Origin of the sequence: Microbispora rosea, assembly GCF_900156315.1 — a bacterium.
GTDB classification, from domain to species: Bacteria; Actinomycetota; Actinomycetes; order Streptosporangiales; family Streptosporangiaceae; genus Microbispora; species Microbispora rosea.
This window is the reverse complement of sequence record NZ_FTNI01000010.1, coordinates 107,994-125,946: the sequence shown is the minus strand read 5'-3', so window position 1 is coordinate 125,946 and position 17,953 is coordinate 107,994. Positions and strand designations below refer to the sequence as shown.

Sequence of the window (17,953 nt, the reverse complement as noted above, 5' to 3'; positions counted from 1 at the left end):
ACGGCGCGGCCCGGCGGAGGCGGCGTAACGGCCGGCCCGTCCGCCGCGACTACAGACATGTGAAAGTGACGCGACTCGCCCTGGAGGGCGTGCTGCTGTTCGTCCCCACGCCCCACCACGACGAGCGCGGCTTCTTCACCCGGACCTTCGACGCGGCCGTCGCCGCCGAGCACGGGCTCGACCCCGCCGCCTTCATCCAGGACAGCCAGTCACGCTCCCGCAAGGGAACCGTCCGCGGCATGCACGGCCGTTCGGGGCGTGGTGAGGCCAAGCTCGTCCGCTGCGCCCGAGGCGCCGTCCTGGACGTGCTGGTGGACGCCAGGCCCGGCTCGCCGACCTTCGGCCACCACCTGCCGGTGCTGCTCGACGACGAGACGTTCGCCCATCTGTACGTGCCCCCGGGGCTCCTGCACGGTTACCAGGCGCTGACCGAGGCCGACGTGTGCTATCGCATCGACCGGGAGCACGACCCGTCGGAGGATCTCGCCGTGCGGTACGACGACCCGGATCTCGCGCTTCCGTGGCCGCTGCCGGTCGGCGCGATCAGCGGCCGGGACCTGTCAGCCGGGTCCTGGGCCGAGCTGCGCGACCGCCTCGGGGCGTAGCCCGGCACGCGCCGGCTCAGCCGCCGGGGTCGGGGCGGGGGCCGGGGCGGCGTTCTCGGCCTTCAGCGCGCGCAGCAGCGCGCCCGCGGCCCCGATCAACAGGAACATCAGGCTGGTGACGCCGGGATAGGACAGCAGGTCGAACGTGGCCGCGCCGACGAGCGGAACCAGCAGGCAGGCGGCGATGGTCAGGGCCAGGTTGCGGACGTGCGGATCGCCGCTGAGCCGCCGGGCGCGCAACGCGACGACCACCCCGCAGACGATGACGCCGACGAAGGCCACCACGCCGACCACACCGGTCTCCACCAGCGAGAGCAGGTACTGGTTGTCGAACACCTGGTGCTTGTAGGGATACCAGGTCCCGATGCCCCGGCCGAAGACCGGATGCTTGGAGACCTCGGTCAGCGCGAACGGATAGTCGTGCGTGCGGTAGAGGATGCTGTCGTCGGAGCCGGCGTTCGCGAACAGGTTGTAGAAGGTGCCGAGCAGTCCGGGGGCCGCCACCTTCATCACGCCGAGGAACACGGCGAGCGCCCCCAGGCTCACCAGGCAGCGCTTGAGCGGCCAGCCGGTGAACAGCACCGCGCCGACCACGACCATCCCGAGCACGGCCGACCTGGAGACCGAGAACATCAGCCCGGCCGCGATCAGGGCCGCGCACAGCCACCAGCGCCGCCACGGCTCGCCCCGGTCGCGCGCCTGCAGCGCGAAGTGCGCCGCGAACGGCAGGACCATCGAGCAGAAGACGCCGAACTCGATCGGGTGGCCCAGCGTCGCGGCGACCCTGCGCAGGTCAGCCCGCGACATCACGGTCTCGGTGCCCTCGACCGAGGTGTGCCGGAACCCGGGAAGGGACATGTAGGTCGTGGGGTCGAACTCCAGCAGGTACTGACACGTGGCGACGACCGACACGATCGCGCCGGCCACCACGACCGTCTTGAGCACGAAGTCGAGCCGATCCCGTCCCCTGACGCCGTCGCACATCATGAGCACGAGCCCGACGTACCCGGCGAACAGCACCAGGGAGTGGTCCGCCAGGTTGAGCTCGTCCGAGGGCAGGTATCCGAGGCTGGCGAAGCCGTAGCAGGTCAGGAACGCCATTCCGTACGCGAAGATCGCGGTGCGGGCGGGGGTGGCGCCCTTGGCCGCACCGAGGGTGGTCGTGAACTGTGCCAGGAGCCAAACGAGGAGGAGCAGGAGGGCGATGACGTCGGCGAGCGTCAGCGACATCGGCAGCCCGCGCAGGACCAGCCGGGCCGGGATGAGCAGCAGGGAGAGCACGAACAGGCAGACGAGCGTCGCGCCGTCGGCACGCCGGCGCGATCCGGGCAGCGAGCTGTCGATCCTCACGAGACTCCCGATGGTCACGGCTGTCAGCGCCGGAGCAGCGGCGCCGACTCCGTCCGCGCGCCGGCTGGATAGGCGGATCCGTTGAGGGACGGCTGGGGCTTCGCGGCGCCGGAGCGGCGGGCGCGGCGCGACCGCGCCCAGCTTTCGACGGCGAAGGCGGCGGCCATGCTCAGGAACAGGCCCATCGCCAGCGCGACGCACGCCGCCCGCAGCCTGCTCCCCGTCTTCTCCTCGGGGGTGGTCGGCGGCACGACCTCGAACGCCCTGAGATAGGTGGCCCGTGGCGCGCCCAGCGCCCGCTGCTGCTCGACCAGCTTGTCCTGGGCGATCCGGCCGAGCCGCGCCACCACGTCATGGGCCTCCTGCGCCGTCGGGGCCTCCGCGGAGATGACGACGAACGGCAAGGTGATCATCAGTTCGGGGTTGGTCGTGCCGTTGCTGACCTTGAACGTGGTCCGTCCGCCGGGCGTCACCCCCACCTTCTGCGCGACCTCGGCCGAGCTGAGGCCCTGGATGAGGATCGAGGCGGAAAGGCCCAGCCCGCTGTCGACGTTGACCAGCGGATTCGTCACGGGGTTGGGGAACTTGGGGTCCGCGGGCAGGCTTCCCCCGTCGCGGGGGACGGTCAGCACAAGACTCGAGGAGCACACGAAGGTCTTCGGGAACATGACGTAGACGCCGGCCGCCCCCGCGAGCACGAGCACGAAGACGGGGAAGGTGACGTACCACCGCCGGAACAGGACGAGGACCGTCGCCCAGAAGTCCATGCGTCAGTCCTTGTCGTCGTCCGTGCGCGCGTCTCTGGTCACACTCGCGAAGCGACGGTCGTCGTCGGCGCGCAGCGCCTCGGCCGCGTCCTGCCCCTTCACCGGCTCCGTCACGACGACGATCTCCTGGGTGTCCCACAGGACCACGTCCTCGTCCTCGTACGCCGAGACGGCGGGAGCGACGGGAACCGCCGGGCGCGCGGCGGCGGACGGCGCGGGCTCGCGCGGGGGTGGCGGGGCGTTGCGGAGCAGCGGGAGCTCGCCTCTGCGCGTCAGAGCGTAGGCCAGGCCGAGACCCGCGCAGGCGACCAGAAGGCCGACGCCGGCCGCGAGCTGCCACCGCGTGGACATCATGGCCTCCGGCTTGGAGGCCGGCACGATGTTGGCGACCGTGAGATAGGTCGAGGGCGGGGCGCCGAGCGTCTGCTGCCACCCGGTCAGCTCGTCGCGGACCCGCCGCTGCGCCTTCGTCAGAACGCTGGAGGCGACCGCCGGGGACGGCGCCACGACGTGGATGTAGATGTACGGCCCGCTGATGTCCAGAACCCGGGGGTTGCTTCGCCCGTCGTCGATCGTGATCGTCGTGGGCCCGTCCTTGGGCGCGCCGAGCTGCGTCCACACGTCCTGCGTGTTCATGGACTGGATGACGATGCTCGCGGCCGTCTTCAGCGCATCGTTGAACTGCAGGAGCGGGTTGCCCCGGGGCAGGGGGCGGTTCGGGTCCCGGGAGTAGACGCCGCCGTTGACGGGCGTCGCCAGCACCAGCGAGGTGTCCGCCTCGTAACGCGTCGGGGCGATGACGAAGGTGACCGTGCCGGCCAGGATGGAGATCGCCAGCAGAGGGAGCCCGATCGACCATTTCCGTAGGAGACCGGCGGTCGTCGTCCAGAACTCCACGTATCCCCCCGGCCTGTCCAGTGCCGTCGGCCTGCCAGCAGGCGTCCGGACCCTGCTTGGATACATCGTCACGCGCGGCTGTCACGTTACAACGTTCCGACGTCCCGCACCGGGTGGTTACATTCGGCGGGATCCCCCCGATATACGTTGCGGCGACCGGTGCGGGCGACGACGGGAGTGCGGCGGATGGAGTCCACTGCGGGTCAGGCGACGGCCCCGTCCACCCGGGCGGCACGCGCGCCCGCGCGCCTGCCGGGCCTCGACGGGATCCGCGGGATCGCGGCCCTGTTCGTGGTACTGCACCACTGCTGGCTGCTGTCCTTCCCGGGGTTCCCCGCCGACACGGGCCCCGCGTGGGCCGGTTGGCTCGTCTACGGACACCTCGCGGTGGTGATGTTCATCGTCCTGTCGGGGTTCTCGCTGGCGGTCTCGCCGGCGAGGTCGGGCTGGCGGCTGAACGGCCTGCGCCGGTTCGCCTACCGGCGGGCCTGGCGCATCCTCCCGCCCTACTGGGCGGCCCTGCTGTTCAGCCTCGTGGTCGCGTGGACGCTGATCCCCCAGCCCGGGCAGGGCAGTCCGACCGTGAAGTCCGTCGTCGTCTACGGCCTGCTGGTCCAGGACCTGTTCGGCTCGCCGAGTCCCAACGGCGCCTTCTGGTCCATCGCGGTGGAGGCGCAGCTCTACGTCGTGTTCCCGCTGATGCTCCTCGTGCTGCGCCGAGCCGGCGCGGCCGTCCTGCTCGCCGTGCTGACCGTCGTCGTGGCCCTCATCGGGCTGCTCGCGCCGAGCGTCCCCGCGGTGGACCTGTTCATGCGGCTGACCCCGCAGTTCGCGGTGCTCTTCGCGATCGGCGCGGTCGCCGCGGGAGTGGCCGCGGGAGTGGCGGCCGGCACGACGCCGGGCATCACGGCGCCCGGGACCGCGCACCGGGAGGCGTCGCCGTGGCCGTCGCGTCTCCCCTGGCTGGCGCTGGGCGCCGCGGCACCCGTCGTCCTGCTGATCGTCGCGCGTGGTCCGGAGTGGACGGTCGACCACTACTTCTGGGTCGATCTGGCCGTCGGCCCGGCGGCCGGGCTGCTGCTCGCCTCCGTGGCGGCCGGTCGGCCCCGGCCCCTCGTGCGCCTGCTCGACACACGGGCGCTGCGCCGGCTCGGCTCGTTCTCCTACAGCCTCTACCTCATCCACGCGCCGATCGTGGTGGTGGTGAACCGCATGGTCCTCGCCCCCCGGCTCACCCCGGGCGTGACGATGTTCCTGGCCACCCTCGTGCTGACCGTGCCGCTCGCGCTGCTCGCGGCGTGGCTGTTCGCGTCGGTCTTCGAGCTGCCGTTCCAGCGCCACCGCGGCTGGGGCGCGCTGCGGGCGGCGGTCCTCCGGCGGTAGCCGCCGCCCGATTCCTCCGGTCTAGAGGGGCAGCTCGGTCTGGCTGTCGGGGCGGCCGACGTACCGGCCGTAGTCGGGGTGGTCGAAGCGGTGCAGCGCGACGATGTTGTCGTTCCACGGCGCGGGCACGGCCCGCTTGTGGCGCAGGCCGTTGATCGGGGCGATCTTCAGAGTCTCGTTGGCCTCGTTGAACTCCCTGATGGCCCGCAGCTCGCCGACGTAGTCGTTGTGCAGGATCTGGTCGTCGTCGCCGACGGTGTCGTCCAGATAGCAGAAGACGCGGGGCAGGAAATACTTGTGGTCGCCGGCGAAGATCCGCAGCGCGGCGGCCGTGGACGAGTAGAAGTCCACGTCGACGGAGACGAAACCGATCGGCGCGGGCCGCCTGTCGTCCAGGAATTCCGCCACGGTGTCCGTGATGTTCCCGAGGACCAGGTGGGCCTCGGGCAGGCGCGCGTGCAGGGCCTCGACGTCCATGCTGAAGTCGCCCTCGCGCCAGATGTAGGGCAGGTCGCGGTAGTCGGTCGGCTTCGGCAGGCCCTCTCCCGTGTCGAAGCCGTACACGTCGATCCGCACGCCGGTGGCGGCGGTGGCCAGCCGTGCCTGGCGGCACATCTCGACCAGGCCCGCGCCGCCCGCGACGCCGAACTCGACCACGCTGATGCGGTCGACGCCGAGCCTCCTGGCCAGTTCGGCCGCCTGCTGGACCCCGTAGGCGTAGTGCGGCCGGGGGAACAGGTCGAGAGCGCAGCGCAGCTCGTACGAGCCGAAGGGCAGGCGGCGCATGACGGCGACGACCGCCCGTCCGGGCTGCATCAGCACCCGGACGAGGCGTATCGCGGTGCGGTCGAACCCGCTTCGCGGCGAGGACGTCATAGTGGGTCGGCCTTTCTTCTGGTGTGGTTGGATTGCGGCCGCCGTGCCCGCGGGTCAGCCTCCCAGGAGGCGAACGGCGAGACCGGTGAGCTTGCGGCCGCGGTGGGCCAGCACCTGGCGCTGGCGGCGCCCGTAGATGCGGGCCAGCACGGCCCGGCCCCGGCGGCGCTGCTCGGGGGTGAGGTCCACGGCGCGCAGCGCCCGGTACATCGCGCGGAACTGGAGCGTGTTGGCGAAGTGCGCGGTCCACACCGGCACGCCGAGGGCCCGGGCGATGTGCGGCAGCCGCTTCCAGCGCAGGTTGCGGTGGGCCAGCACCTCGGGGACGTGGCCCCACGGCCCGGTCAGGGCGAGCATGGTGGCGTACACCTCGTCCTCGCGGATCATCACCGGCCTGCGGATGCCCGTCACCGCCTCGCGCCGCATCACGCCGTACAACGGGTCGAGGAGCATGTGCTCGGTGGTGACCGCGTCCCACAGTTCCGCCAGCCGCTCGACGGGGTCGCCGGAGAGCATCCCCGTGCCCTGGTAGGACGGCCGGTGCACCGAGCCGTCCGGGCTGGTGTACGCCGTGTCCGAGGTCACCAGGATGAGCCGCTCGTCGGTCAGCAACGGCTCGAGCGAGCGGGACACACAGTGGGGCTCGAGATGGTCGTCGTCGCCCATCCAGCGGAAGAACTCGCCCCGCGCCAGCCGCAGCACCTCGGTGAAGTTGCCGACGATGCCGATGTTGCGGGGCTGGCGGTGGTAGACGACCCGGGAATCCTCCCGGGCGAGCCGCCGGCACAGCTCCTCCGTGCCGTCCGTGGACGCGTTGTCCGAGATGACGACCTCAAGCCGTTCGTGGTCCTGGGCGAGGACGGACCGCACGGCCTCCTCCAGCCGGTCGGCGCCGTTGCGGACCGGTATGCCGATGGAGACGAGTCTCCGTGAATCCGCCACCTCAGCGCTCCTTCGCCGTCGCCTCGACCGGCACCGGATGCCGGTGACCGGCGGGCAGCCGCTCCATCATGTGGCCGCCCACCGTTCTCATCTGGTGCAGCGGCACCACGATCAGCACGTAGACCAGCAGCCCTCCGGCGCCTCCGACGACGAGCTGGAGGAACTGGCTGCCTCCGGTAAGCGTGGCAAGGCCCACGGTGACCGCGAACGACACCGCGGCTCCGGCGAACGGCCGTACCAGCTGGGGCAGGATCGGGCGCAGCCGCACCCCGGTGCGCTGCACGGCGAGCATCGCGAGCGGAAGGGCCACCAGCAACGCGGCCGCCGCCTGGCCGACGGCCGCGCCCCGGATGCCGTCGAGGTGCGTGCCCACGATCACCGCGGGGATCAGGGCCACGCCGTACCCCAGGTTCATCCAGACGGTCGAGCGCGTGGCGCCCTGCCCGTTGAGGATGTCCAGGGCGAAGGAGGTCAGCATGCGCACCACCATCAGCACCGCGAGGAACCGCAGGACGCCGGCCGCCTGTCCCCACTTCTCGCCGTACAGGAAGTAGATGAGCGGATGAGCGAGCACCGCCATGGCCACGGCCAGTGGCAGGATCGCGGTGATCAGCATCGGCACCGACTTCTGCACGCCGAGCGACAGCGACTGCTCGTCACGCTCGGCGAGACGCGAGAAGCCGGCGATGGACACCGAACGGATCGCGGTGCCGATCAGTCCGGGCACCCAGCTCGACACGTTGAAGGCCATCAGGTAGAAGCCCAGCCAGTCGGGCCCCATGATGGCGCCGACGATGATGTAGCCGACGTTGAGCAGCACGATTTCCAGGGCGATGCCCGCCGCGGAGGGGATGCCGAACCACAGCAGCTTCTTGGCGACGCCCCGGTCGAATCCCAGACGCCAGGGCAGCCGGGCGTAGGCGAGCATGAACACGCCGGTGACCACGGCGCCGGCCACCTGTCCCCAGGCGAAGCTGTACGGCCCGGCGCCCTCGGCGGCGAGCGCGATCGCCACCGGGGCATTCACCAGGAACCCCGCCAGGATCGCCTTGGCGCTCTTGCCCACGTGGAACCTGCGCAGCAGTGTGGCGCTGCGCACCGCGGTGACGGCCTCGATGAGGATGACCGCGGTGAGGAGCCGGACGACCGGGGTGGCCTCCTCGCTCCCCGCGAGGCTGGAGAAGTACGGCGCGCCCACGTAGAACGCGCCGTACAGGGTGAGGGCGGAGATCATCGAGAGGGTGGTGGCGGTCGGCGCGACGTCCTCCAGCCTGCCCCGCCACTGCACGACCGCCGCCATGACGCCGATGTCTTTGACGACCATGACGAACTGGGTCGCGGCCAGCGCGACCGCGTAGATGCCGAAGTCCTCAGGGGACAGCAGACGGGCCAGGACGAGGCCCATGAGAAACGATCCCGCCCGGGTCGCCAAGGTGCCCAGCAGGCTCCAGCCGAGCCCGCGTCCGGCCTTGCGGCCGATCTCCCGGAGGTGGCCGGCCTCGCCGTCCGGCGGCCCGGCCGGCTCCTCCGGCTCCTCTGGCTCCTCTAACTCCTCTGGCTCCGCGTCCTGGCTTTCTCGCATCGGCTCTCCCGATCCCTAGTTCTCCTCGGTGACCCGCTCCAGCCAGATCTCCCGCCAGAACGGCACGAACGCCCGTGGGCAGTTGGCCTTGTACACACCCGCGCAGACGACGCCGTCGAGGATGATGCAGGGGTTCTTCATCTGCAGCATCCGCCCGGTCCTCTCGTCGATGCATCGTTCCACGCGCGCGGCGACCCGGCCCACGTGTCCGCAATACCGCGCCATCTCCTCCTCGAACCCCATGCCGCGGTTGAGCCGCTTCGTGTCGAGCGTGGCGACGATCGCCTCCCGCGACTTGACCCGCACGAGCTCGCCCGGTTGCAGGTCGCTCAGCTCGGTCGGGGTCGTGGTGTTCCGGCCTGGCGCCACGAAGCCCCATGCCATGCCGTCCCTGAACCGCAGCCGGCGGGGCAGCCTGCGGCTCGCCCTCTGTAATCGGTTGAACAGCCCGAAGAAGATCGTGCGGAGGGTGGCCAGGACGCCGGCGTTGCCCACCCGGACGTCCGTGACGTACTGGCCGAGGTCCCTGAAGGGCAGGCGCTCGGGCGCGGCGCGCAGCAACTCGGTCGCCTGGCAGCGGTATCGGACCTCGCCGTCCACCGCCGGTTCCCTGCGCGAGTTGATCTCAAGCAGGGGAAGCCTGCGCGCGGGCGCGGGCGCGGCGTCGGGCACGGGCGGGCCCGGGTCCACCCGTTTGAGCCAGGCCTCCTTCCAGTACAGCGAGCACGCGGTCTGGCAGCCGCCGTGGGCCGAGCCGTCGCAGCGCGCCCCGGTCAGGTGCACGGCGTCCCGCATCCGCCGCATGCCCGTACCGGTCAGCGTGTCGCACAGCTTGTGCGCCACCTTGTGCACCGTCATCCGCCGCCCGCAGAACGACAGCATCTCCGGCATGAAAGGCAGGCCCTCGAGCTCGCCCTTCTCGTCGAGTGTGGCAATGATCTCCTCGACGCTGCGGACCTCCACCACCTCGCCGACCGTGAGGCCGAGGGCCTTCGGTCGTGCGGAGGCCTCGAACTGCGTCATCCGGTCACTCCTTCACGAGTCCCGCGACCAGCAGAGCCTGAGCCGCGTCCGCCACCACGTCGAACGGCAGTCCAGAACGTTCCGAGATGTCGAGCAGGCTGTGGGCGCCGTCGGACTGGTTCAGCACCCACAACATCGCCATCTGCGCCTGTTTCGTGTCGCTGCGCCCGCCGAGCGACTCGTACAGGCCGCGCCTGCCCAGCTGGGGCTCGCCGTACGGGCTGAGGTTCACGTAGGTGCGGTTGCGCTCCAGCACCTCGAAGGCCCGCACACAGGTGTCCAGCGTGTCCAGCATCGCCTCCTCTGTGACGAAGTCCGGGTCGTCCGCCGAAGTGTGGTACTCCGGATAGCCGGCGTACGGGGTCCTGGTCAGGCAGCCGACCGGCAGGTCGAACCCGGGCGAGCAGTACTGCCGCTCGTCGTAGCCGTAGGGGGAGAAGTCCACCAGCGTGTGCGGGCGGTCCCGCAGGACGTGGGCGAGGACCCGGTCGATCTCGGCGTCCCCCCGCCGGCTGCGCTTGTAGGTGATCGGTCCCCGGTCTCCCGCGCAGGCGAGCACGATCCCGTGCCTGATCCGGCCGGCCCGGTCCCGGTTGCGCGCCAGCCAGGCGATGGAGCCGATGGTTCCGGGCGCGAACAGGAAGCGGTAGGTGTAGTGCCGCTCCTCCCGCGCCAGCAGCCGCGCCAGCCGGGTCGCCACGGCGACGCCTGCCAGGTTGTCGTTGGCGAGCGAGGGATGGCAGACATGACACGAGACCAGGACCTCTTCCGCGCTGCGGCCCGGGATCACATGCTCGCCGTACGTCAGGTGCCCGTCGGCGAGCGTCGAGTCGATCCGCACCTCGTACGGCCCCGGTCCCATCCCCGCCAGCGTCTCCTCGCTGAGGCAGAACCCCCACGTCTCGGCGTAGTAACTGGTGCGGTACGGCACCAGGCCGGGCCGGCCGGGAAGCGTGTGCAGGTGGGGGCGGAGCTCCTCCAGGGTCATGGTCGCCGACACCGGCACGCTGTAGCCGACCACGTGCAGGTTGGACGCCGCGAAGTCGACGATCCGGGTCCCGGAGGAGTCCTTGATGTAGGCGTCGCGGATGTTCCATTCCTTGGGAATGGTCCAGTCGAGGACCTGGGTGCCCGTGGGCACCTCGCTGATCTCCAGCGGGATCGACTCGCCGATGATCTCCAGGGTGCGCCGCAGGCCGGATCCGGTGATGCTGCGGCACAGCGGGTAGAGCCGCCTGACCAGCGCGTGCATCTCGCTCATGGGCGCAGCGAGGAGTCGACGGCCCCGGCCTCCCGCCGGTCGGACAGGCGGGCGAGCCGGGTGAAGCGGCGCTCGAAGTCCTCCTTGGTCAGCCCGTACTCGCGGTAGGCGTCGACCAGTTCCACCGCGCCGTCCTTGACCGACCAGCGGGCCTCGTACCCGGGGAGGGCGGCCCTGATACGGGAGAAGTCCACGCGGTAGGAGCGCGGGTCGGCGCCCGCCTCGCCGGTGATCACGAGCGTGGCGCCGGGCACGGCCTCGACGACCTCGGCCGCGATCTCCGCGACGGTCAGGTTGTTGCGCTCGGTGCCCACGTTGAACGCCTTCGCGTGCACCGCCTCCCTGGGCGCGGCCAGCGCGGCGGCGAACGCCTCCGCGATGTCGCGGGCGTGGACCAGCGGGCGCCAGGGCGTGCCGTCCGACAGCACGCGCACCTCCCCCGACAGGCACGCGTGGCCGACCAGGTTGTTGAGCACGATGTCGGCCCGCAGCCTCGGCGAGAAGCCGAAGGCCGTCGCGTTGCGCATGAAGACGGGGGTGAAGTCGTCGTCCGCCAGAGCGGTCAGGTCGTCCTCCACCCGGACCTTCGACTCCGCGTACGGGGTCACCGGCCGGAGCGGCGCGTCCTCGTCCAGCAGGTCGTCGCCGCCCGACGCGCCGTACACCGAGCAGGTCGACGCGTACAGGAACCGGCGCACGCCGGCGTCCCTGGCGAGCCGGGCCAGGCGCGAGGAGGCGTGGTGGTTGATGTCGTAGGTCAGCTCGGGGGCCAGCGAGCCGAGCGGGTCGTTGGACAGCGCGGCGAGGTGGACGACGGCGTCGAACCCCGCCACGTGCTCGGGCCGGACGTCCCGCAGGTCCACCGCGTACGTCTCGGGGTCGGCGGGCGGGGGGCCGAGCACGCAGTCGGCGAACAGCCCCGAGTCGAGACCGACCACCTCGTGGCCGGCCTCGGCGAGCACCGGGGCCATGACCGTGCCGAGATAGCCCTGGTGTCCGGTCAGCAGTAGCCGCATCAGTTCTCCAGGTCGAGGGTGAGCTTGTCCACGTGAAAGGCCTCGGCGTACCGCGCGTGGCACTCGATGCCGCGGATGCGGGCGAGGCCGAGGAAGGCCTCCGGGTCGTACCAGGGGCGGTGCCGCTGTGAGGGGTAGTGGCTCTGCAGCAGGGCGACCTTCTCCTCCGCCGCTGCGGGGGTGAGCGGCTGGTAGACCGCCGGCCGGCCGAGGTCGCCGTCCCACTTGACGATCTCGTAGCCCAGGACCAGGTGGTCGCGGAACGCGGTCGGCACCAGTTCGGCGAGGCCCCGGTGATCCTGGTGCAGGTCGCCCCGGTGGGGGGCGACGACCAGGTCGGGGTCGCCCGCCGCGCGCAGCTCCTCGACGGCGTTCTTGGCCTCGTCCCAGTGGGCGGGCAGCCGCCCGTCGGGCAGCTTCAGCACGGTCAGCCGCAGGTCGGCGCCGGGGCAGAAGGCGGCGAGCGCGGCCCGTTCCTCGTCCTCCCTCTCGGTGCCGCCGCCGGACAGCACCAGGGCGTCCACGCGGACGCCGGGGTGCGCGGCGCAGACGGTCAGCAGCGTGCCGCCCGCCCCGATCGCGATGTCGTCGCAGTGCGCCGCGAGTGCCGCGATCCTGCGCACGCGGCCGGGCCGCAGCCCGATCACACGTACTCCCACAGCGCCCACGGCCGGTCGCCGCGCGCCCACGCCTGGTCCAGCTCCAGCCGCTGGTTGACGGTGTCGCTCGGCCGCCAGTAGCCGCGGTGGGGGTAGGCGAGCAGCCGGCCCCGCTTGGCCAGCTCGGCGCAGCCGTCGGCCACGAGGTCGCCGTTCACGGGGATGTGGTCGAAGACCTCCTGGCGGAGCACGAAGAAGCCGCCGTTGACCCACAGCGGCATCTCGCTGACCGCCGTGATCGAGCCGACCCTGCCGTCCTCGCCCACATCCACGCAGTGGAAGGTGTTGGACGGCGGGACCACCATCATCGACGCCCCGGCGTCCGCGGCGCGGAACCGCTCGACGATGTCGGACAGCGGCGCGTCGGTGAGCACGTCCGCGTAGTTCGCCAGAAAGATCTCATCGCCCTCAAGATAGGGGCGTACCCGGCGAAGCCGCTCCCCGATGGGCGAATCGACCCCGGTGTCCACGAGGGAGATCGACCAGTCGGAGATGTCGGTGGACAACAGGTCCACGCGGCCGTTACGCAGGACGAAATCGTTGGACGCCGTTTCCTGATAGTTCAGGAAAAAACTCTTGATATGTTGCGCGCCATATCCGAGACAAAGGATGAAATCCCGATGTCCGAAGTGCGCGTAATACCGCATCACATGCCAGAGCAGCGGACGAGGGCCGACGAGCTGCATGGGTTTGGGGATGTCCCCGCCGGGAAGGTCGCTGCGCATCCTGGTGCCCCGGCCTCCGCAGAAGAGGACGACTTTCACACGATCTCCAGACTGGGGATCGGGAAGACCAGCCGGCCTCCCCACTCGCGTACGTACGAGAGCTGGGCGGTCAACTCCTCCCTCAGGTTCCAGGGGAGCACCAGCACGTAGTCGGGGCGATCGGCGGCGATCTGCTCCGGTGGGAGGACGGGGATCCGCGCGCCGGGAGTGAACCGTCCGTGCTTGTAGGGGTTCCGGTCCACCGTGTAACGCAGCAGGTCGGGACGGATGCCGCAGTGGTTGAGCAGGGTGTTTCCCTTGCCGGGGGCGCCGTAGCCCACGACCGTTCTGCCCTGCGCGGCCGCGTCGAGGAGGAAGGTCAGCAGCTCCCGCCGGACCCGCGCCACCCGCTCGGCGAACTGCGCGTAGCCGGACAGCTCGTGCAGCCCGGCGGCCTTCTCCGCCGCCAGCACCTCGGCCACGCGCGGGCCCGGCTCCGCGCCGAGCTCCGCCGGGCGGGCCCACAGCCGGATCGATCCGCCGTGGGTCGGCAGCAGCTCGACGTCCACCAGGGCGAGCCCGCCGCTCGCCAGCGCCCGCTCGGCCGAGGCGACCGTGTAGTACTGGAAGTGCTCGTGGTAGATCGTGTCGTACTGGTTGAGCTCCATGAGCGTGAGCAGGTGCTGCACCTCGATGGAGACCCAGCCCCGGTCGTCCAGGAGCGCGCGCAGCCCCTTGGTGAAGCCGATGACGTCGGGGATGTGCGCGTACACGTTGTTGGCCACGACGAGGTCGGCGGGCCCGTGCTCGGCCCGTACGGCGGCGCCCGTCTCCGGTCCGAGGAACGCCGTGAGCGTCGGGACCCCGTTGTCCCTGGCCGCCTGGCCGACGTTCACCGACGGTTCGATGCCGAGGCACCGAATGTCGCGTTCCACGACGTGCCGCAGCAGGTAGCCGTCGTTGCTCGCCACCTCGACCACGAACCGGGGGCGCAGCCGCTCGGCCGCGTCCGCCACGAACCGCCGCGCGTGCTCCACCCACGAGGTGGAGTACGACGAGTAGTAGGCGTACTCGGTGAAGGTGTCCTGCGGCGTGATGAGCGCGGGGATCTGGGCCAGCCAGCAGTCGGTGCACACCCGCAGATGCAGCGGATAGGTCGTCTCCGGCTCGTCGAGCTGCTCCGCGCCGAGGAACCGCTCGCACGGCGGCGTCGCGCCGAGGTCGACCACGCCGACGAGGCTCGCGGACCCGCACAGCCGGCACGTCGTCATCAGAACCTCCTCCGACCGTGCGGAGAACTTCGCATCGGCCGTTCTCCGGATGAATTCCGGGCAGGCGTAACCGACAGAAACTGAGCTGGCATTTCCCTCCCAGCACCGGAGTCCGACAGTCATAAGTCGGGCGATGGACCGTGAGCGTTACAAGACGCCTGTGTCATGATTCCGGCCATGGAGCGGATGAGTATCGAGGGGGCGTGGAGCTTCACCCCACGAATCCACAGCGACATCCGGGGCGACTTCCTCGAATGTTTCAGGGCGGGGGAGTTACGCGAGGCGATCGGGCACGGCATGGAGCTGGCCCAGGCCAACTGCTCGGTTTCCCGGCGCGGCGTGCTGCGCGGCGTCCATTTCGCGGACGTACCGCCCGGCCAGGCCAAATACGTGACCTGCGTCTCCGGGGCGGTGCTCGACGTCGTGGTGGACCTGCGGGTGGGCTCGCCCACCTTCGGCACGTGGGAGGGGCTCGTCCTCGACGACGTGTCCCGGCGCGCGGTGTACGTGTCGGAGGGCCTCGGCCACGCGTTCGCCGTCCTCAGCGAGCAGGCCACGGTACTCTACCTGTGCTCCCAGCCGTACGCGCCGGGGCGCGAGCACGGCGTGCACCCGCTCGACCCGGAGATCGGCGTCGACTGGCGGCTCGACGGTGAGCCGGTCCTGTCGGGCAAGGACGCCGCGGCGCCCACGCTGAGCGAGGCGCTGGATTCCGGGATCCTCCCGAGATATCGGGCCTCCTGACGCGGAGGAGGCCCATACTGCTCGTGTGACCAGCGTCGTGATCCCCGCGCACAACGAGGCTCCGGTCCTCGGTCGTCTGCTCTCCGGGCTGCTGGGCGACGCCCGGCCGGGCGAGTTCGACGTCGTGGTCGTCGCCAACGGGTGCACCGACGAGACCGAGTCGGTCGCGCGGGCGCACGGAGTGCGCGTGCTCAGCACGCCGGTGCCCTCCAAACGCGAGGCGCTGCGTCTCGGCGACCGGGAGGCCCGCGGCTTTCCCCGGCTCTACGTGGACGCCGACGTCACCGTGAGCACCGCGGGCGTACGCGCGCTCGTGGCCCGTCTCGGCGGGCCGGGCACGCTGCTCGCGGCGGCGCCCGAGCGCGATCTGGCGCTTGCCGGACGGCCCTGGGCCGTCCGCGCGTACTACGCGATCTGGACCCGTTTGCCGCACGTGCGCACGGGGCTGTTCGGCCGCGGGGTCATCGCGGTCACCGAGGCGGGCAACGACCGGATCCGCGCGCTCCCGCCGGTCATGGCCGACGACCTGGCCGCCTCCCTGGCGTTCGGCGAGGACGAGCGGACGGTCGTGGCGGAGGCGCGGGCCGGGATCCAGACCCCCCGCACGTTCGCCGACCTGCTGCGCCGCCGCGTCCGTGCGGCGACCAGCGTGAGCGAGCTGGAGCGCGAGACCGGTCCGGGCGGGCCGTCCGCGCGCACGAGCCTGGGCGACCTGGTCCGCATCGCCGCACGGGAGCCGTGGCTGCTCCCGGCGGCGGCCGTCTTCGCCTCCGTCACCGTGCTGGCGCGGCGCAGGGCGCGCCGCGCCGTACGGGCGGGCGACTACACGACCTGGCTGCGCGACGAGAGCAGCCGGGCGCCGGGATCATGACGGACGCGGCAGCTCGAACAGCCATGCGTACAGGAGCCAGCCCAGCTCGTAGGGCCGGCATTCGCGGTCGACGGCGACCGGCGGGTAGAACCGGTCGAGGGTGGCGAGCCGGGCCGCCGGACGGGTGCGGGTGGCCACCGCGCGCAGACCGCGCACCAGCTTCTTCGGGTCCGCCCTGGCCGCCTTCCGCCAGGTGAGGCTCAGCCGCTCGTCGATGAGCGACTCGCCGGACTCGGGCCGCTCGCTCATCCAGCGCACGCCCTCGCCGATCTCGTCCAGGTAGGCCGTGCCCCCGGCGTCGGCGAGGTCGAGCAGGGCCATCGGGGCCATCGCGAGCTGGTGGACGCTGTAGACGGGATATCCCTCGACCACGGCGCCGGTGCGGGCGTCGTAATGCCACCACCACTGGCCCTCGGCGCCCTGGGCGGCGCAGATCCCCGCGGCCACCTGTTCCGCGGCGGCCAGGGCGTCGGCGTCCCCGACGGCGGCGTGCAGCCGCGCCAGCGCCTGCAGCGGGTACACCTGGTCGGCGAAGCAGCCGACGTGCGCCCGGTACCACGGCACGAGCGGCCCGGACGACGGACCGAGCACGTGCCGGTAGAGGCGGCCGGACGCCAGGCCGCCGAGCAGCCCGGCCCGGGCGCGTTCCAGCCTGCCGTCCAGCTCGGAGCTCGCTCCCAGCCTCGTCCTGGCGGCCACGAGCGCGGCGAGCTCCCACGCGGCCTCGACCGTGTACACCTGACCCGAGGAGGCGAGCCGGTCGATCCCGGCCAGGTGCCGCAGCGCCTCGTCCAGCCCCGGATGTCCCGTCTCCGCCGCCGCCCAGCAGATCAGGGCCGCGTCGCCGAGCCCGCGTACGCCAGGGAGCCGTCCGACGAGTCGCCCGGCCAGGTCGGCCGCGGTGTCACCGGCGAGCGCGGCTCGCTGCCGCTCCTCCGGGAGCGTGGCCACGCCGAGCGCGACGATCGCCGAATAACGCACGCTGCGGCCCTCCGCGACGGCGTCCCACGTGCCGTCGGGCCGCCGCACGCCCCTGCGGGTGAACACGAACTCCCCGTCTACGTAGCCGGGCGGCAGTCCGCGCACCGCCAGGTCCACCATGGCCGGCAGCAGGCCGGCCGGCGCGCCCGGGCCCAGCAGGGCGATTCTGCGGTGCTGCGTCACGTTGTCACTCCAGAGAATCGGCGGAACTCGCGAGACGGCCGCGGTCACGGATCAATCCCGCGGCCACGAGGAGGAGGAACCTCCCGTTGGTCTTCAGATATCGGGGGCCGAGGCGCGCCGGCTCCTGCAGCAGGCGGTACAACCACTCGAACCCGAGGCGCTGCCAGGCGCGCGGCGCCCGGCGGGTGCGTCCGGACAGCACGTCGAAGGCGCCGCCCACCCCGTGCACGACCTTGGCCCCGGTGGCCTCACCCCAGTCGCGGACGAAGATCTCCTTCTTCGGCGAGGTCATGCCGAGGAACAGCAGGTCGGCTCCGGACAGCGCGATCTCCTCCGCCACCCGCGCGGACTCCTCGGCCGGGAAGTAGCCGTCGCGGTACCCGGCGATCCGCAGGCCGGGGAAGTCGCGCCGTACCCGCTCGATCAGCAGGGCGAGCACCTCCGGCGTGGCCCCGAGGAAGTACGGCCGGTATCCGCGCCGCTCCCCCTCGGCCAGCAGCTCCGTGAACAGGTCGATCCCGGCCACGCGTTCCGGCAGCCGGTGGCCCAGCAGGCACGCGGCCCACACGACGGCCTGCCCGTCGGCGAGGACGAGGTCGCAGTCGAGCACCGACCGCCGCAGCTCGGGGTCCCTGCGCATGGTGACGATCTTCGCGGCGTTAACCACGCCGATGTCGAGCCGCCCGCCGCCGTCCACCGCCTCCACGCAGGCGGCGACGACCTGCCGCATGGTCAGCGCGTCCAGCGTCGTGCCCAGCACCGACCGCCTGTGTGCCCGTCCCGGCGCCGTCATCGGGGGACAGTCCCGTCCGCGTCGTGCGCCACCGATCCGTCCACG

At 71.7% G+C, this 17,953-nt stretch carries 18 protein-coding genes; 4 read left to right on the top strand and 14 right to left on the bottom strand.

Annotation, left to right across the window (positions count from 1 at the left end; translation table 11 throughout):
• Window positions 1–65 precede the first annotated feature (65 nt).
• Entirely contained in the window at window positions 66–605 is a 540-nt protein-coding gene (locus BXA11_RS16570) for a dTDP-4-dehydrorhamnose 3,5-epimerase family protein (RefSeq protein ID WP_231514045.1), read from the top strand.
• Here BXA11_RS16570 and BXA11_RS16565 read toward each other — a convergent pair.
• From BXA11_RS16565 to BXA11_RS16555, 3 genes are read right to left on the bottom strand one after another with little or no spacing between them, the layout of a single operon-like run.
• A complete protein-coding gene (locus BXA11_RS16565; protein WP_143734325.1) occupies window positions 561–1,955 on the bottom strand; it encodes an O-antigen ligase family protein in 1,395 nt (464 codons plus the stop codon). The two genes, BXA11_RS16570 and BXA11_RS16565, sit on opposite strands and share 45 nt — an antisense overlap.
• 23 nt (window positions 1,956–1,978) lie before the next feature.
• The gene (locus BXA11_RS42145) at window positions 1,979–2,722 is read right to left on the bottom strand and encodes a GumC domain-containing protein (RefSeq protein ID WP_143734323.1); all 744 of its coding nucleotides are present in this window, start codon (window positions 2,720–2,722) and stop codon (window positions 1,979–1,981) included.
• A gap of 3 nt (window positions 2,723–2,725) precedes the next feature.
• Complete coding sequence (locus tag BXA11_RS16555; RefSeq protein ID WP_076435458.1) at window positions 2,726–3,619, bottom strand: hypothetical protein; 894 nt, start codon at window positions 3,617–3,619, stop codon at window positions 2,726–2,728.
• Window positions 3,620–3,805: 186 nt separating this feature from the next.
• On the opposite strand from BXA11_RS16555, the gene BXA11_RS16550 reads away from it, so the two are divergent.
• On the top strand, window positions 3,806–5,002 hold the full coding sequence (locus tag BXA11_RS16550) for an acyltransferase family protein (RefSeq protein WP_076435456.1): 1,197 nt from the start codon (window positions 3,806–3,808) through the stop codon (window positions 5,000–5,002).
• A gap of 21 nt (window positions 5,003–5,023) precedes the next feature.
• Here the strand turns inward: BXA11_RS16550 and BXA11_RS16545 are convergent, their stop codons facing one another.
• From BXA11_RS16545 to BXA11_RS16505, 9 genes are all read right to left on the bottom strand, one after another.
• On the bottom strand, window positions 5,024–5,878 hold the full coding sequence (locus tag BXA11_RS16545; protein ID WP_051762090.1) for a hypothetical protein: 855 nt from the start codon (window positions 5,876–5,878) through the stop codon (window positions 5,024–5,026).
• 54 nt (window positions 5,879–5,932) lie between these two features.
• A complete protein-coding gene (locus BXA11_RS16540; protein ID WP_076435455.1) occupies window positions 5,933–6,820 on the bottom strand; it encodes a glycosyltransferase family 2 protein in 888 nt (295 codons plus the stop codon).
• 1 nt (window position 6,821) lies between these two features.
• Window positions 6,822–8,402: an oligosaccharide flippase family protein gene (locus BXA11_RS16535; RefSeq protein ID WP_076435453.1), complete on the bottom strand. Its 1,581-nt coding sequence runs from the start codon at window positions 8,400–8,402 to the stop codon at window positions 6,822–6,824.
• 15 nt (window positions 8,403–8,417) lie between these two features.
• Window positions 8,418–9,425, bottom strand: coding sequence for a hypothetical protein (locus tag BXA11_RS16530; protein WP_076435451.1), 1,008 nt, complete (start codon window positions 9,423–9,425; stop codon window positions 8,418–8,420).
• 4 nt (window positions 9,426–9,429) lie between these two features.
• Window positions 9,430–10,686: a DUF4910 domain-containing protein gene (locus tag BXA11_RS16525; protein WP_076435450.1), complete on the bottom strand. Its 1,257-nt coding sequence runs from the start codon at window positions 10,684–10,686 to the stop codon at window positions 9,430–9,432.
• The gene (locus tag BXA11_RS16520; protein ID WP_076435448.1) at window positions 10,683–11,702 is read right to left on the bottom strand and encodes an NAD-dependent epimerase/dehydratase family protein; all 1,020 of its coding nucleotides are present in this window, start codon (window positions 11,700–11,702) and stop codon (window positions 10,683–10,685) included. Before BXA11_RS16520 ends, BXA11_RS16525 begins: the two co-directional genes overlap by 4 nt.
• The gene (locus BXA11_RS16515) at window positions 11,702–12,349 is read right to left on the bottom strand and encodes a PIG-L deacetylase family protein (RefSeq protein WP_076435447.1); all 648 of its coding nucleotides are present in this window, start codon (window positions 12,347–12,349) and stop codon (window positions 11,702–11,704) included. The genes BXA11_RS16520 and BXA11_RS16515 overlap by 1 nt, the downstream gene beginning before the upstream one ends.
• On the bottom strand, window positions 12,346–12,876 hold the full coding sequence (locus BXA11_RS16510) for a glycosyltransferase family protein (protein WP_239104843.1): 531 nt from the start codon (window positions 12,874–12,876) through the stop codon (window positions 12,346–12,348). The genes BXA11_RS16515 and BXA11_RS16510 overlap by 4 nt, the downstream gene beginning before the upstream one ends.
• A gap of 245 nt (window positions 12,877–13,121) precedes the next feature.
• Window positions 13,122–14,336, bottom strand: a complete 1,215-nt coding sequence (locus BXA11_RS16505) for a class I SAM-dependent methyltransferase (RefSeq protein WP_076435443.1) — start codon at window positions 14,334–14,336, stop codon at window positions 13,122–13,124.
• Window positions 14,337–14,513: 177 nt separating this feature from the next.
• Between BXA11_RS16505 and rfbC the strand changes: the two genes are divergently transcribed.
• The gene (gene rfbC / locus BXA11_RS16500; RefSeq protein ID WP_076435442.1) at window positions 14,514–15,080 is read left to right on the top strand and encodes a dTDP-4-dehydrorhamnose 3,5-epimerase; all 567 of its coding nucleotides are present in this window, start codon (window positions 14,514–14,516) and stop codon (window positions 15,078–15,080) included.
• A gap of 25 nt (window positions 15,081–15,105) precedes the next feature.
• Entirely contained in the window at window positions 15,106–15,951 is an 846-nt protein-coding gene (locus tag BXA11_RS16495; RefSeq protein ID WP_076435440.1) for a glycosyltransferase, read from the top strand.
• On the opposite strand, the gene BXA11_RS16490 is transcribed toward BXA11_RS16495, so the two are convergent.
• Together BXA11_RS16490 and BXA11_RS16485 are read right to left on the bottom strand one after the other, a co-directional pair.
• Window positions 15,946–17,115, bottom strand: a complete 1,170-nt coding sequence (locus tag BXA11_RS16490; protein ID WP_143734321.1) for a hypothetical protein — start codon at window positions 17,113–17,115, stop codon at window positions 15,946–15,948. The two genes, BXA11_RS16495 and BXA11_RS16490, sit on opposite strands and share 6 nt — an antisense overlap.
• Before the next feature lie 4 nt (window positions 17,116–17,119).
• On the bottom strand, window positions 17,120–17,908 hold the full coding sequence (locus tag BXA11_RS16485; protein ID WP_076435438.1) for a WecB/TagA/CpsF family glycosyltransferase: 789 nt from the start codon (window positions 17,906–17,908) through the stop codon (window positions 17,120–17,122).
• Window positions 17,909–17,953: the final 45 nt, after the last annotated feature.

Coding starts and splice junctions, on each gene's coding strand:
- BXA11_RS42145 (WP_143734323.1), bottom strand. CDS start 2,722: ATGGACTTCTGGGCGACGGTCCTCGTCCTGTTCCGGCGGTGGTACGTC.
- BXA11_RS16550 (WP_076435456.1), top strand. CDS start 3,806: ATGGAGTCCACTGCGGGTCAGGCGACGGCCCCGTCCACCCGGGCGGCA.
- BXA11_RS16545 (WP_051762090.1), bottom strand. CDS start 5,878: ATGACGTCCTCGCCGCGAAGCGGGTTCGACCGCACCGCGATACGCCTC.
- BXA11_RS16535 (WP_076435453.1), bottom strand. CDS start 8,402: ATGCGAGAAAGCCAGGACGCGGAGCCAGAGGAGTTAGAGGAGCCAGAG.
- BXA11_RS16530 (WP_076435451.1), bottom strand. CDS start 9,425: ATGACGCAGTTCGAGGCCTCCGCACGACCGAAGGCCCTCGGCCTCACG.
- BXA11_RS16525 (WP_076435450.1), bottom strand. CDS start 10,686: ATGAGCGAGATGCACGCGCTGGTCAGGCGGCTCTACCCGCTGTGCCGC.
- BXA11_RS16520 (WP_076435448.1), bottom strand. CDS start 11,702: ATGCGGCTACTGCTGACCGGACACCAGGGCTATCTCGGCACGGTCATG.
- BXA11_RS16505 (WP_076435443.1), bottom strand. CDS start 14,336: ATGACGACGTGCCGGCTGTGCGGGTCCGCGAGCCTCGTCGGCGTGGTC.
- rfbC (WP_076435442.1), top strand. CDS start 14,514: ATGGAGCGGATGAGTATCGAGGGGGCGTGGAGCTTCACCCCACGAATC.
- BXA11_RS16485 (WP_076435438.1), bottom strand. CDS start 17,908: ATGACGGCGCCGGGACGGGCACACAGGCGGTCGGTGCTGGGCACGACG.